Annotated in this window: 12 protein-coding genes, 1 other RNA gene and 1 other annotated feature; of the genes, 3 read left to right on the plus strand and 10 right to left on the minus strand. The window is 47.8% G+C overall.

Annotation, left to right across the window (positions count from 1 at the left end):
* Positions 1 to 344 precede the first annotated feature (344 nt).
* Positions 345 to 764: a cysteine metabolism transcriptional regulator CymR gene (gene cymR / locus CEG13_RS10875; protein WP_100011915.1), complete on the minus strand. Its 420-nt coding sequence runs from the start codon at positions 762 to 764 to the stop codon at positions 345 to 347.
* Between the two features lie 197 nt (positions 765 to 961).
* Here cymR and CEG13_RS10880 point away from each other — a divergent pair, with 197 nt between their 5' ends.
* Entirely contained in the window at positions 962 to 2,242 is a 1,281-nt protein-coding gene (locus tag CEG13_RS10880) for a replication-associated recombination protein A (protein ID WP_100011916.1), read from the plus strand.
* A gap of 138 nt (positions 2,243 to 2,380) precedes the next feature.
* Positions 2,381 to 3,070: an RsfA family transcriptional regulator gene (locus CEG13_RS10885; RefSeq protein WP_100011917.1), complete on the plus strand. Its 690-nt coding sequence runs from the start codon at positions 2,381 to 2,383 to the stop codon at positions 3,068 to 3,070.
* A gap of 316 nt (positions 3,071 to 3,386) precedes the next feature.
* Here CEG13_RS10885 and ssrS read toward each other — a convergent pair.
* The 4 genes from ssrS to CEG13_RS18915 all read right to left on the minus strand — a co-directional run bounded on the left by ssrS (position 3,387) and on the right by CEG13_RS18915 (position 7,349).
* Positions 3,387 to 3,567, minus strand: a non-coding RNA gene (ssrS, locus tag CEG13_RS10890) — 6S RNA.
* Between the two features lie 109 nt (positions 3,568 to 3,676).
* On the minus strand, positions 3,677 to 5,446 hold the full coding sequence (aspS, locus tag CEG13_RS10895) for an aspartate--tRNA ligase (RefSeq protein ID WP_100011918.1): 1,770 nt from the start codon (positions 5,444 to 5,446) through the stop codon (positions 3,677 to 3,679).
* Positions 5,439 to 6,728: a histidine--tRNA ligase gene (hisS, locus tag CEG13_RS10900; RefSeq protein WP_100011919.1), complete on the minus strand. Its 1,290-nt coding sequence runs from the start codon at positions 6,726 to 6,728 to the stop codon at positions 5,439 to 5,441. The genes aspS and hisS overlap by 8 nt, the downstream gene beginning before the upstream one ends.
* Before the next feature lie 134 nt (positions 6,729 to 6,862).
* Positions 6,863 to 7,085 (minus strand) — a binding site (T-box leader).
* Positions 7,086 to 7,175: 90 nt separating this feature from the next.
* A complete protein-coding gene (locus tag CEG13_RS18915) occupies positions 7,176 to 7,349 on the minus strand; it encodes a hypothetical protein (protein WP_192869543.1) in 174 nt (57 codons plus the stop codon).
* A 632-nt stretch (positions 7,350 to 7,981) separates the two neighbouring features.
* On the opposite strand from CEG13_RS18915, the gene CEG13_RS10905 reads away from it, so the two are divergent.
* Positions 7,982 to 9,013, plus strand: coding sequence for an N-acetylmuramoyl-L-alanine amidase family protein (locus CEG13_RS10905; protein ID WP_239984626.1), 1,032 nt, complete (start codon positions 7,982 to 7,984; stop codon positions 9,011 to 9,013).
* 32 nt (positions 9,014 to 9,045) lie between these two features.
* Here the strand turns inward: CEG13_RS10905 and dtd are convergent, their stop codons facing one another.
* From dtd to CEG13_RS10930, 5 genes are all read right to left on the minus strand, one after another.
* Complete coding sequence (gene dtd / locus CEG13_RS10910; RefSeq protein WP_100011920.1) at positions 9,046 to 9,489, minus strand: D-aminoacyl-tRNA deacylase; 444 nt, start codon at positions 9,487 to 9,489, stop codon at positions 9,046 to 9,048.
* A gap of 14 nt (positions 9,490 to 9,503) precedes the next feature.
* Positions 9,504 to 11,705: a RelA/SpoT family protein gene (locus tag CEG13_RS10915; protein WP_100011921.1), complete on the minus strand. Its 2,202-nt coding sequence runs from the start codon at positions 11,703 to 11,705 to the stop codon at positions 9,504 to 9,506.
* A gap of 153 nt (positions 11,706 to 11,858) precedes the next feature.
* Positions 11,859 to 12,371, minus strand: coding sequence for an adenine phosphoribosyltransferase (locus CEG13_RS10920; RefSeq protein WP_100011922.1), 513 nt, complete (start codon positions 12,369 to 12,371; stop codon positions 11,859 to 11,861).
* On the minus strand, positions 12,361 to 14,667 hold the full coding sequence (recJ, locus tag CEG13_RS10925) for a single-stranded-DNA-specific exonuclease RecJ (RefSeq protein ID WP_100011923.1): 2,307 nt from the start codon (positions 14,665 to 14,667) through the stop codon (positions 12,361 to 12,363). Before recJ ends, CEG13_RS10920 begins: the two co-directional genes overlap by 11 nt.
* A 56-nt stretch (positions 14,668 to 14,723) precedes the next feature.
* Positions 14,724 to 15,059, minus strand: coding sequence for a LapA family protein (locus CEG13_RS10930; protein WP_100011924.1), 336 nt, complete (start codon positions 15,057 to 15,059; stop codon positions 14,724 to 14,726).
* Positions 15,060 to 15,149: the final 90 nt, after the last annotated feature.

The following is a 15,149-nucleotide window of genomic DNA, read 5'->3' on the forward strand; positions in this document are numbered from 1 at the left end:
TTCCGCGGGAAGCTGCCGAGCCTCCTTGTGCTGGCGCACTGCGGAGTCTCGCCTAGGCTTTTCTTCCCGCAGGAGTCTCCGGGTATTTCCTCCGCTAACAGTGTGCTTTGTTAAATTAAACCACAGATACTCGCTTTGTAGATGGTTGATTGGAGCGGAGGGCATCCGACTCCTGCGGGAAAAGCACGAGTCTAGACCTGAGCAGGAAGCGGTTTTCTTCCGAGGAGGCTGAAGCCGTGCCCGCGGAAAGCGGATGCCCGGAGCGAAAATCAACGAGCACTCTGTCGAATGTTTCCGCATCAGTAAAGTGTAGCTTGAGTCGTATTTCCCATCAACTGCGCAACCTAAATATAAAACATATACGCTTCCTGCGGTTCGTCATCGTTGTGTTTGCTTAAATCCTCCAGTGTGGTGGTATCGAGCACGTCTTTTACTGCATCGCGAATTCGTCTCCATAAGGCCTGCTTGGCAGGTTCCTCGTTTTCGATTCCTTCCACAGGGGTAATCGGTCCTTCCAGCACGCGAATAATATCGCCAGCTGTAATCTCTCCCGGATCACGCGCCAGAACATAGCCGCCGTACGCACCGCGGACGCTCTTAACCAAACCTGCGTTGCGCAACGGTGAAGCAAGCTGCTCCAAATAATGTTCGGATAAATCATTATCCCGTGCTATCTGCTTCAGCGATATCGGACCTTCCCCGAATTTTTTCGCCAAATCAATCATAATGGTCAAGCCATATTTTCCTTTGGTTGAAATCTTCATATTCCTGCACCTCGGTTATTCCTTTAATTCTATATATAGGCCTTCCTTTATATCCTTCTAGTCAATACAAGCTATTATACCATGGATGGCAACCCTCTTGCATTTTATGCGTATTACTATTACGCTTGAGAAGAAAAGGGAAACATCTGTTCAGTATAGACTTATTTATAAATTTTTCATGCAAAGGAAGATACCCAATGACTCAACAACCGCTTGCTTTTCGTATGAGACCCTTCCATATTGATGAAATTATCGGCCAGGAGCATCTTGTAAGCGAAGGAAAAATAATTAACCGCATGGTCCAGGCTGAGCGCCTTGCTTCGATGATTCTTTTCGGGCCACCCGGAACCGGGAAAACATCGATGGCCATAGCTCTGGCGAAAAGTCTTGATCTGCCGGTAAAAATGCTTAACGCCGTAGCGGATAAGAAAAAAGATATGGAAATCGTTGTCGAGGAAGCGAAAATGACCGGGCAGGCTGTGCTCGTTCTCGATGAGGTGCATCGTTTGGATAAGGCGAAGCAGGATTTTTTGCTGCCCCACCTGGAAAGCAACCTGCTCACACTGATTGGCTGTACGACCAGCAATCCGTATCATTCAATCAACCCGGCGATTCGCAGCCGCTGTCATTTATTTGAACTGCATCCGCTGACACCCGAACATATGAAGACAGCACTGAGACGTGCTGCGTCAGATGAAACAAAAGGACTCGGCAAGGACCAAGTCATCATCACCGACGATGCGCTGGAACATTTTGCTTTCAGTGCCAATGGGGATATGCGTGCAGCACTGAACGGCCTGGAACTCGCCGCTTCCTCCACCCCGAAAAATGAACAAGGCGAAATTTATATCGACCTGGACACAGCAGAAGAATGCATGCAGAAGAAAAGCTTTTCCCATGACAAGGACGGCGATGCACATTATGATGTATTGTCAGCTTTTCAAAAATCGATCCGCGGCAGTGATGCAGATGCTGCCCTGCATTATCTGGGCCGGCTGATTGAGGCTGGGGATCTGGACAGTATTGCCCGAAGGATGATCGTCACTGCTTATGAAGATATTGGCCTGGCAAACCCGCAGGCCGGCCCGCATGCAATCGCAGCTGTACAAGCTGCCGAACGAATCGGTTTTCCCGAAGCCCGAATCCCGCTTGCCGTGGCGATTGTCGAGCTCGCCCTGTCGCCAAAATCCAATACCGCCTATTCCGGGCTGGATGCGGCATTGGCCGATATTCGCAGCGGAAAGGGCGGGGAAGTTCCCGATCACTTAAAGGATGCACATTATCAGGGAGCGAAAAGATTAGGACGGGGAATTGACTACAAATACCCGCACAGCTACACGGGCGGCTGGGTGAATCAGCAGTATCTGCCAGATTCTATAAAAAACAAACACTACTACAAGCCAAAAGAATCCGGCAAATTTGAACAGGCAATCAAACAGGTTCACGAAAAAATCCAAGAGGACAGGAAGAAACAATAACATGAGGGATTTGACGTGCAAATAGGACTTTGGAACTTTTCCTTCCAGGCTATGTATAATTCCTTTTTTTACGGTAACAATGAATAGAAAACAAGCAATCTATGTAGTTGTTATTCGAAAAAAGGAGTTGACTAAAAGATGGTCAAAGTCAGACAGGATGCCTGGTCTCATGAAGATGATTTATTACTTGCTGAAACCGTTCTGCGTCACATACGTGAAGGCAGCACACAATTAAATGCATTTGATGAGGTCGGGGATAAACTGAACCGCACGTCTGCGGCTTGCGGCTTCCGCTGGAACGCGGAAGTCCGGATGAAATATGATAATGCTATTGATCTGGCAAAACGGCAGCGCAAAGAGAAAAAACGCGCCATGGCGGCAAACTCGCCGAAACAGCGTCAACCGGTAATTGCCCTCCCTTCCGATACGGAAGCAGAAGAAAAGGAAACACCGGAGATTCACATTGAACAGCCTGAGGAACAGCCGGAACAACATCAAGAGCCAGCCATGACAATGGATATGGTGATCCGCTACCTAAGGCAAGTGAAAAAAGACTATCATGCTTCCAATCAATCAATTGCTCACGTGGAGCAGTTGCAGCAGGAAAATACAAATTTGCAAGACCAGGTGAGTGACCTGGAAAAGCAGCTGAAACGAACCGAAACAAAGCTCGAGTCCATTCAGGAAGATTACCAGGTGTTCATGACGATCATGGACAGAGCTAGGAAGATGACCGTGCTGGATGACAAGGGATCACTTCCTGCCCCGGCGTTCCGTATGGACAAAAACGGCAACCTGCAGCAAGTCGCCCAGAGCGGCAGTCAATAAGATCAAAAGCGGAAGCGCCCGTTTAGCGACGTATGGACTGCGCCCCGCCATGCGGGGTGGATCAGCGTTGCCGCGCAAAGCGGCGAATTTAGCTGATCATTCTTTCGGAGGAGATAAAGGAAACACGGCGACCGGAGGGAGCCGATGTTGACTTATCGTACGGAGGTGAGGGAAGTCCACTAGTCGCTGGGCGCTGGAGCTGGCCGTGGCACATTTTGTCATTGAATGCCCATTGGGTCTAAAGAATTATGATTTTCCTAGACAACAAAAAACGGACACTGAGAATATCTCAGCGTCCGTTTTTATATGTATGAAAATCCATCCCGATCGTGCCGTCTACGTTAAGTTTTGATCCCGCTTCAGGCAGGTGGGTGCTCTGTTTCATGTTTATTGCGCTTCCCATGAGGGCCTGCACGCAACATGAAAACCAATTCGAGCTCCCAAATATATAGGTGTTCGGTCAAATGACTTTTAATAGACGTACACATCAGGATGGATTCCCTAACTGATTGTAAATTTATCTTAACATAGATACACTGCTTTGACAATTCCTTTTCACATAACAGCTTTGTAACGAATATAACAATTTGCTATCATTCCAGCAAGTTAGTCATTTTTACGGGCTCGCTGAATATGCAATTCATTCAACTGTCCGTCTGTTACTTCATTAGGTGCATCTGTTAATAAATCGTTTGCGGAAGCGGTTTTCGGGAAAAGGATCGCATCCCGCAGATTGGATCGCCCTGCCAGCAGCATAACGATCCGATCCAGTCCCAATGCGACGCCACCATGCGGCGGAGCGCCGTATTCCAGCGCCTGCATAAGGAAACCGAATTGTTCCTGTGCTTCTTCTTCCCCGAAGCCAAGAACCTGAAACATCTGCTGTTGCAATTCTTTTTGATGAATTCTTATGGAACCTCCACCCAGTTCGTATCCATTTAGGACAAGATCATAGGCGTTTGCTCTGACACTGCCTGGATCTTCCAGAATTTTATCGATATCACTTTCCACAGGGGAAGTGAACGGATGATGGGCAGCGAAATAACGACCCAGCTCCTCATCATACTCGAGTAGTGGCCAGTCAGTAACCCAGAGAAAATTAAATTTCGTATGATCTATCAGATCAAGTTCCGCGCCAAGTTTCAGCCGCAGAGCGCCTAAACTGTCATAAACAACCGATGATTTATCTGCAGCGAACAGCAAGAGATCTCCGTCGGCTGCTTCTGCACGCTCTTTAATTCCCGTTTTCTCTTCATCGGTCAAAAACTTGGCAATCGGTCCTTTCATTTCGCCTTCTTCCAGCTTCAGCCATGCCAGCCCTTTTGCACCATAAATTTTTACATAGTCCGTCAGTTTATCGATGTCTTTGCGCGAATAATTGGCAGCCTGCCCCTTAACATTCAGCAAATTCACCTGGCCGCCGTTCTCCAGTGCCCCTTCGAATACCTTAAATGTTGAGTTTGCCAAAACATCTGATACATCTTTCAATTCCAAACCAAACCTGGTGTCCGGCTTATCCGAGCCAAAACGCCGCATTGCCTCATCATAGGACATCCGCTCCAGCGGCAGGGAAATATCCATATTTTTTACCTGCTTCATGACGTTCTGCATCATTCGTTCGGTCATTTCCATAATTTCTTCCTCGGAAAGGAAGGAGGTTTCAATATCAATTTGCGTGAACTCCGGCTGCCGGTCTGCCCGGAGATCCTCGTCCCGGAAACACCGGGCAATCTGGTAGTACTTTTCAAACCCGCCCATCATGATCAGCTGTTTAAACAACTGCGGCGATTGCGGCAGGGCATAAAATTCACCAGGGTGCACACGGCTTGGTACGAGATAATCACGTGCTCCCTCCGGTGTGCTTTTTGTCAGCATCGGTGTTTCCATCTCCAGAAACCCTTCTTCATTTAAGAAGCTGCGGATAGTCTGGGTTGTCTGATGGCGGAGTTTAAATGTTTGCTGGAGCGGTTTTCTGCGCAGGTCAATATAGCGATATTTCAGCCGCAGGTCTTCCGCCACATCCGTTTCATCCTGAATCAAAAATGGCGGTGTCTTGGATTTGTTGATCACTTTCAGGAAGCTTGCCATCACCTCGATGGTGCCAGTCTCCATCAATGGATTGATCGTCGATTCATCCCGTTGCACGACTTCACCTTTAATTTCAACGACATATTCCGAACGGATGGTTTCTGCGATCGCTAGTGCCTCCTTGGAATTATCCGGATTAAACACGACCTGCACGATGCCGGACTTATCGCGGAAATCGATAAAGATCAGGCCGCCCAGATCCCGGCGCTTCTGCACCCATCCTTTTAACAGCACGGTTTCTCCGATATTCTCCGGCCGTAACGTTCCTGCTAATGTGCGTTCATTCATTTTCCAGTCCTCCCAATAGCTTTTCCTGCATGTATGCTTTCAGATCCGACAAAGCAACCTCGGTTTGCTCACCGGATTGCATGTTTTTGACGCTGATTACGTTGTTTTCCAGTTCATTTTCACCTAAAACAAGCACATATTTCGCTTGATGACGGTCGGCCGCTTTAAACTGTGCCTTCATTTTCCGGCCGGTGTAATCCTTATCCGCCTGGATTCCTGCTCCCCGCAGCTGATGAATGAGCCGCACTGCTTCCTTCTCTGCCTGCTCACCGACAGCCACCAGATAACAATCGAGTTCAGTGCTCAGCGGGATTTCCCTGTTTTCCGCTTCCAGTGCCATCAAAAGACGTTCAAGTCCCATTCCAAAGCCGATTCCTGCGGTGTCCGGGCCGCCGAGTTCTTCCGCGAGGCCATTATATCTGCCGCCTCCTGCCAATGTCGTGATCGCGCCGAATCCTTCCGCCTCACTCATAATCTCAAATGCCGTGTGGTTGTAATAGTCCAGGCCGCGCACCAGGTTTTTATCCACCACGTATTCAATTTCCATCAGATCGAGGTACTCCTTGACCTGACTAAAATAATTCTGGGACTCTTCGTTTAAATAGTCCAGAATCGACGGTGCTGTCTGCATCGCGGGGTGGTTCCGGTCTTTTTTGCAATCAAGGATCCTGAGTGGGTTCTGTGTAAGCCGCACCTGGCAGTCCTCGCACAACTCATCTTTATGAGGGGTGAAATGATCAACCAGCGCCTGCCGGTGATTTTCCCTGCTCTCTTTATCACCGAGGGAGTTGATCACCAGTTTCAGAGACGTAAGGCCCAGCTCTTTGTAAACGGTCATGGCCAAGTCGATTACCTCTGCATCCACCGCCGGGTCCGCGCTGCCAAGCACCTCGACGCCAAACTGATTAAGCTGCCGCATTCGTCCCTTTTGCGGCCGTTCATAGCGGAACATTTGCGCAAAATAATACAGTTTTACCGGCTGACTTGCCAGGCCGAATAGTTTATTCTCGACAAATGCGCGCACTACTGGAGCAGTCCCCTCCGGCCGCAATGTCAGGCTTCTTCCGCCTCTGTCATTAAATGTGTACATTTCCTTTTGCACAATATCTGTGGAATCACCTACTCCGCGCTGAAAAACCTCCGTGTGTTCAAACAGCGGTGTGCGGATTTCCGTAAAGTGATACCTGTCGCAAATCTCTTTTATCTTCTGTTCCACATACTGCCATTTTGCCGCTTCTTCCGGCAGAATATCTACCGTTCCTCTTGGTGCTTTCATGTTCATATTGATTACCCCCTGCTCTTCACTGGTTGAATTCTGTGATTCCCGTTTTGGAATTCGCGGCTTTTCGTCCGCTTATCGTCAAGCTTTTATGGAGAAAACCTGATCTGCATATAAAAAACTCCCGTCCCTTGTAAAAAAGGGACGGGAGTTTACCCGCGTTGCCACCCTGGTTGATGCGTTTTTTGCGCATCCGCTCTTCACAGTTAACGCCTGCAAAACGGCTGTACCTACTGTTAATTCGATACAGCACCTCAGGAATGTCTTTCATCGGTCCAGGCGGTGGAAATGGTTGCAGCCCATGCCATTTCCTCTCTGTACTGCCGGTTATCCAACTACTCTTTCCTTCTCCGGTTTATTTCATTTAATTTGTTGCGTCATGGTTCGTCTTAAATTCGTTCAGTTTCGTCACTTGAATGACTATTATATTAAGCTTTCCGCCAATCGTTGTCAAGCACGATCTATTTTTTTCTTCAGCATTTTCACTTCACCGAGACTGATGCCGAGTTCTTCGGCGATTTCCATATGGCTAGCTTGACCATCCAGTTCCATAAACCGGTGAAAATCCACGCCATCAGCATCCATGGTCTGAAAACTTCTCCACTGCTTTTCAGGTGTCCGCATCTTTTATGGCCTCCTTTATCTGGGATTAGCTTTGCCTAATTCCACCATTTTTATTATACTGGTAAGGCGATAGTCGTTAGATGGAAATGCGACACTACCCGCCGCTCCGGAAATACCCCTCGCACCTGCTGAGCGCTGGTGAGCCTCCTCGCGCTGACGCGCTGCGGGGTCTCACCTATGCTTACCATCCCGCAGGAGTCTCGGGGTATTTCCTCCGCTAGTGGTGTGCTTTGTTACTTAATACTTGGTAATTTAAAACAACATCTACTTTTGGTGGTTGGCTTCCGCTGCGGGCAGCCGCGCACCTTAGGACACGGTTTCAGTCTCCTCGCTGAAAACTGCTGCTTGTAGGAAGCGGTTGCCCTTCGCTCCAATTAACAATGTAGGCTTCTATTAATTGATTTTAAAAAACAACACCACCAGCGAAGGAAATACATGGAGACTCCTGCGGGAAGAAAAGCCTAGGTGAGACACCGAAGTGCGATAGCACAAGGGGGCTCACCAGCTTCCCGCGGAAAGCGGAATGTATTTCCGTAGCGGCAGGAGTTATGTCACAGTTTTTAATTTTTTGTGATAATACAACATGGAACACCTAAAAATACGAACAGGAATTACATAGGGGAGGAACTTCTTTGCAATTAATCAGAACAGGACTGGGACTCTTTATTGCTGTAGTGCTAATGATTATGTTTGCTGCACCTGCACATGCAAATGAAGCGGTTATCAACGAAGATAACTTGAATATCCGCAGCGGTCCGGGCACCGAATATCAGCAAATTGGACAAGCCAGTTCGAATGAGGTTTATCCGATTGTCCAGCAAGAGGGCGATTGGGTGGAAATTCAGCTGGCAGAAGGTACAGGTTGGGTCACAACTGAATTTATTACAATTGAAACAGTACGAGAAGAAATCAGCGAAAAAACGGTTACCATCCCCGAGAACAACACGCATTTGCGCAGCGAACCCTCCACTGATGGGGAAATTATTCATTTCGCTGAAAAAGGGGAGAGCTATCAGGTCACTGCTGAAATCGGCGACTGGTATGAAGTAACCAAAGACGAGGTGACTGGATATGTGCTGAAAGAGCTGGTCGAAGAAGACGCCCGCTCTACAACGTCTGGTTTTTCCAATAAGACAATTGTAATTGATGCAGGGCATGGCGGACACGATGTAGGGGCAATTGGCGCCACTGGGGTGTATGAAAAGGATATCGCCTACTTAACAGCAATGGCACTGGAGCAGGAGCTGACCATGCTGGGAGCGGAAGTGCTTTTGACTCGGCCAATGGATGAATATGTTTCACTTACGGCACGTTCCAGCTATGCCAACACAATGGGCACCGACGCCTTTATCAGCATCCATTACAACAGCACACCAAATCTGCCGCAGGTGAACGGGGTGGAAACTTTTTATTACCATGATCAAGACCAGCCCCTCGCTGAGCAGATTCATACCGAGATCATTAAGGAAACCGATGCGGATAACCGCGGGGTCAGTCATGGAGACTACCTGGTCATCAGACAGTCTTTTAAACCCTCTGCCCTCTTAGAACTTGGATTCATTTCCAATCCGGAGGCAGAAGAACTCCTGCAGAATAGCGCCTATCAGAAGCGTCTCGTTAAAGGGATCGTCCATGGACTTGGAAAATATTTTGCAGAACAATGAAACCGGAGAGCTCACATGTGAGCTCTCCGGTTTCATTGTTTACTGTCAATAATTAAGGTGACCGGCCCTCTGTTGGTCAGCCGGACATCCATCATTTCTCCAAATACCCCTGTCTCTACGGCAATTTTTTCCTCCCTGATGAGCTGATTAAAATGCTCGTACAGGTTGTTTGCCTGATCGGGCCTCGCCGCTTTTATGAAACTCGGCCTTCTTCCCTTTTGGGTGTCGCCATATAAGGTGAACTGGGAAACCGACAGAACGTCCCCGCCAACATCTTTCAGCGAAAGGTTCATTTTGCCTGCTTCATCTTCAAATATGCGCAGATTCACGATTTTATTTACCAAATAAGCGGCATCTTCTTCTGTATCCTCATGGGTCACGCCAAGGAGGACGACCAGCCCATTCTCAATTGCACCAGTCGTCTCACCGTTGACACTGACACTGGCATCCACTGCGCGCTGAATGACTGCTCTCATGGTAGTTAGCTCCTTTACTGCACGGTTCTTGTTACGGTATATACTTCTTTAATCTGCTTAATTCGTTCCACGATTTTCCGCAGATGTCCGGTATTGTGAATCAGAATTGTTATCTGGATCACCGCCATCTTGTTTCGGTCAGACCGCCCGTTTACATGGGTGATGTTTGTCTTGGTTTCATTGATGGCCTGCAGTACGTCATTGACAAGTCCTCTGCGGTCATAGCCGGTAATTTCCAGATCCACATGATAGTTTTTCTGCGAGGAACGGTCTTTTTCCCATTCCACATGAAGAAAACGCTGCTGTGCCTCATCTGTCTGCACATTCGGACAGTCTGCCCGGTGCACCGTAACTCCCCGGCCTTTTGTAATATAGCCGACAATCCGGTCCCCTGGCACAGGGTTGCAGCATTTCGCCAGACGCACCAATAAGTTGTCCACACCGGCCACTTGAACACCGGCGCCCCCTTTTGGTGTTTTTTTACCTTTGAAGTCTGTATTAACATCCTCAATTGTCTGTTCCAGATCCCGCTCTTTTTTCTGGGTCTGGCGGATTTTATCGGTCAGCCGGGTGGCAATAATCGCTGCGGTGATGCCCTGATAGCCGACCGCCGCGTACATGTCGTCTTCATTGGAAAAATTGAATTTCTCTTGGACACGCTGCAGATTCTCCTGTGTCAGGACTTCTTTCGGCGTCAGGCCCAGCTCGCGAATCTCCCGGTCTACTGCCTCTTTCCCTTTGTGAATGTTTTCTTCTCTCAGCTGTTTTTTGAAAAACTGGCGAATTTTGTTCTTGGCCTGGGTCGTCTGGGTAATCTTCAGCCAGTCCTGTGACGGCCCATAGGAATGCTTGGATGTCATCACATCAACAATATCACCGTTTTTCAGCTTGTAATCCAGCGGCTCCATCTTACCATTCACCTTGGCTCCGATGGTTTTATTGCCGATTTCTGTATGAATTTTATACGCGAAATCCAGCGGTACCGAGCCAGAAGGCAGTTCAATGACATCCCCTTTAGGTGTGAACACGTAGACCATGTCGGAAAACAGATCCACCTTCAGTGATTCCATAAACTCTTCGGCATCATAGGATTCTGTCTGCCATTCCAGAATTTCCCGGAACCAGGTCAGTTTCTCCTCAAATGACTTCCGGCCCTTACTCAGCTGCCGCCCTTCTTTATACGCCCAATGTGCTGCGATCCCATACTCGGCAATTTCATGCATTTCTTTGGTGCGGATCTGCACCTCCAATGGATCGCCTTTTGGCCCGATAACCGTGGTATGCAGGGACTGGTACAGGTTTTGCTTCGGCATGGCGATGTAATCCTTAAAACGTCCAGGCATCGGCTTCCAGCTTGTATGGATAATTCCAAGCACCGCATAGCAGTCTTTAATGCTGTTGACCATGATCCTTACTGCCAGAAGGTCATATATCTCGTTAAATTGCTTGTTTTGCTTGGCCATTTTCTGATAAATGCTGTACAAGTGCTTTGGCCGTCCTGACATTTCTGCTTCAATATTAACCTCTTTCAGCTGTGAGCGGACTTCCTGCATCACTTCATCAATATAGGATTCGCGTTCTTCGCGTTTTTGCTTCATCAATTGGACAATCCGGTAATATTGCTGCGGGTTCATATATCTTAATGCGGTATCCTCGAGTTCCCATTTGATGGTGGAAATTCCCAGCCTGTGCGCAAGCGGTGCAAAAATTTCCAGCGTCTCGTTGGAAATACGCCGCTGTTTTTCCGGACTGAGGTGTTTCAATGTACGCATATTATGCAGACGGTCGGCAAGCTTGATTAAAATTACCCGGATATCTTTTGCCATGGCGACAAACATTTTCCGGTGGTTTTCCGCCTGCTGTCGTTCTTTGGATTTATATTTTATTTTCCCGAGCTTGGTGACCCCGTCGACGAGCATAGCAACTTCATGATTAAAAGCCTCTTCCAATTGCTCGAAGGTCACATCGGTATCTTCAATTACATCATGCAGCAGCCCGCCGGCAATGGTTTCCGAATCCATTCCCAAATCGACCAGAATACCGGCCACCTGAACAGGATGGATAATATAGGGCTCGCCGGATTTACGATATTGCTCCTTATGTGCTTCTTCTGCATACTCGTATGCCCTGCGAATAAAAGCGACCTCATTATCCGTCAAAAACTGGCCGACTCTGCTTAGAATATCTTCAATTGTCAACAAATCATCTTTTGCCATGTAATCACCTTTACCCGCTGTTTAAATATCGCATGATCCTGCATGTCTCATCTTATCAGAAATTTCACGATAACTGTAGAAGAAACCCTTGCATTCATATAAGAACAGGCCTGACGATATTGCTTCCCATCATCAGACCTTCCCTCAATTCGTTTAATAGCTCATCAGTGTCATCACGTCATAGCCATCAAGTTTGTCCAAACCATTCAGATAGCTCAGTTCAATAAGAAAGGCACAGCCTGCAACCACGCCGCCGAGTTCTTCTACCAGGTTGATGGTCGCCTCAATAGTGCCGCCGGTTGCCAGCAGGTCATCCGTAATCAGCACACGCTGCCCCGGCTTAATCGCATCTTTATGAATGGTTAATACGTTTTTTCCGTATTCCAGTCCATACTCTGTTTTAATTACTTCACGTGGCAGCTTGCCTTCCTTGCGAACCGGGGCGAATCCGACCTCCAATGCATAGGAAACCGGGCAGCCGATAATAAAACCCCGCGCCTCCGGACCAACGACGATATCAATTTGCTTCTCTTTGGCAAATTCGACGATATCATCCACCGCCGATTTAAATGCTTTACCATTATCCATTAAGGGGGTAATATCTTTAAACCGGATGCCCTCTTTTGGCCAATCCTGTACAATTTTAACATACTGTTTATAATCCATAGCTTGCTTCCTCCTTGGGACGCGGCAAATGGTCCATACATGCCGCAAACCACTGCTTTAGTTCCTCGTAATTTGAGTAGTATAATGTCTTCTCTATCTCCGCCCTGGCGATCCGCTCCTGATAAACAACCGCGTCTGCCAGATCTTTTTTCAACGGTTTCGCGATATTTTCAATGACTCCATTATCTATTTTAACAAAACCAAGTTCAAAAAACACTTTTGCCATGAATACGATTCGCTCTTTATCCCAGCCTTTTGTCTGCATGATCCAGGGCAGTGCTGACTTTAAGTCCAGCTGTCTTTTCTTTGCAACAAGCGCATAAAACCATTTGAAATCCGCGCGTGTAGGAAAGGCCTTTAAATAAACACTGTCCTCCACATAATAGCAGGCATGGATATTTACGGGTTTGGCTGCTTGAATAATCCTTATTAGGTCGCCTGGATTTTCCGGCAGTTCCAAAATATACAGGCTGTCTGTTTCGCTGATTTCGTTGACGTCTGTTTCATATGTAACAGAAACAGCGTCCGGCAGACGATTCGCCTCTATTCCGACAGTCAGGCTGCGCTGGCTGCTATCCACTGGAACGGTTGCATTCTTTTTCCCCCTGTGGTCAAACAGCTGCCACTCGTCAATTTTCAAATCCTGGATGAGCAGCTGAGCTTTTCGTATGCCATTCCATTCATTAATCCCCAGCTCACCCGCCAGAGTGACTGGGGTTTTTGGGGAAAGGAAGGGGAGCGATTCTCCCATGCCAAAGCCAATCCCGTCCAGCGCCGCATCTTGCTCCCTGAAGTGGAGCTTGAGGTGATTCTTTTTGCTACCGATTTGTCTTGCCTCATGTGGCACAGCTTTCACTTCAAATATAGGCTTCGGGTTATTCATCCCAAATGGTGCCAACAGACCAATTTCTTTGATGAGCTGTTCATTAATTTCAGCGACGGTGATGCTTTTGCTGATGGCAATTTCCTGTTTGAAATCATCTTCGGTTAATTCCTCAAAAATCATCCGGTTCAATTCCTGCTGCAGCCTATTCAGGTTTTCAGCCGGAAAAGTCATGCCGGCAGCCTGGGAATGCCCGCCGAAATGCGTAAAAGCATCACGGATTTTCATGCAGTTTTTAAAAAGATCAAACGCGGGTATGCTGCGGGCCGAGCCTTTCATTTCTCCGGATTCTCTTTTGGCAAGCACGATCGCCGGACGATCGTATTTTCTGACAAGCTTGGAGGCAACAATGCCCAGCACCCCTTCATTCCAGCCCTCTTTTGCCACGATAATGACACCCTGTTCCTCCGGGTTTTCCATCATCGTTTCTGCTTCTTTGACAATTTGGCTAACGATCTGCTGGCGCTGAATGTTCAGCTGCTGCACCTCTTGGGCCATCTCTTCCGCTTGCGTCTCATCTTCGGTCAAAAGCAACTGAACGGCAAGACTCGCATCCTGCAACCTTCCTACCGCATTGAGCCGTGGTCCGATCAGAAAGCCGACATCTTCCTCGGTAACGGTTCCACCAATATTGCAAAGCTTTTTCAACGCATTAATTCCTGGATTTTGAGAAGTGGTTAATCCACGAAGTCCATGATATGCCAGGATGCGGTTTTCTCCGACAAGCGGCACCAAGTCAGCAATGGTACCGATCGCGGTAAACGGAAGCAGATGTTCAGGGAAATCACCCAGCAAATACTGCGAGAATTTAAGGGCGACCCCTACCCCGGCAAGCTCCTGAAACATATAATCCGGGGAGCATTTTGGGTGGATGATCGCATAAGCATCCGGCAGCTCTTCCTGCACTTCATGGTGGTCGGTTATGATTAAATCAATGCCAAGCTCTCTGGCATATACCGCTTCTTCGATGGCAGCAATACCGGTGTCCACCGTAATAATTAAATGAAATTCCTCATCATATGCCTGCTTAAATGCCGCTTTATTCGGGCCATAGCCTTCGGTGAAACGGTTGGGGATATAATAATTACACTTTGCCCCGAGTTCCTTCAGGGTTTTGAAAAGCAAGACCGTCGAGGTGACGCCATCTGCATCATAATCTCCAAAAATAAGAATTTTTTCCTGCCGGGCAATCGCTTGATGAACTCTACGTCCAGCTTTATCAATCGAATCAAGTGTTGCCGGATTATGTAAATCAGCCAGATCAGGGGAAAGAAATTTGGCCGCAGCCTCGGCTGTATTAATTCCACGCTGCAGCAAAAGTGACTGCACTACCTGGGACTGGCCGATCGTCTTGTCCATCCATAGGTCTTTCTCCATGTCGGTATATTTCCAATTTGCCTTACTCTGTAACATTATTTCACCCCTGACCAACCTATTATACTAGAGTCGGCCAGGGGTAGCAATCCCAATTACTGCTGTTCTTTTTTGTTTTGAACAGGCTCCTCTTGCTGTTTCGTTTCGGAAAGCTGTTTTTCCAGCCCGTTCTTTTTCAGTACCTCACGCATTTTTTTATTCTCTTCCCGCAGTGTTTTCATTTGCCGCTGGTTCTGGTACAGCTTGACCATCCCGGTGGCTGCTGTAATAATTCCGCCCATCAGAACGGAAAACAGAATAACCAGGATCAGCGGGGATTCCCCGGTCCAGAAAAGGTAATTCACCTCAACCGGCTCGACATTGGTCACGGCAAACACCGCTACGATAATCACAATAATAATGGCTAGAATCGCATAGGTTTGACCTCTCATGCTGTGCCTCCTTCTTCCTATCACTGTCTTACATTTAAATTACCCCATCACAATCTATTTTAAGCATATAAAACCCCCTGTCCTATTACA

The organism is Lentibacillus sediminis (genome assembly GCF_002763455.1).
GTDB lineage: Bacteria > Bacillota > Bacilli > Bacillales > Amphibacillaceae > Lentibacillus_D > Lentibacillus_D sediminis_A.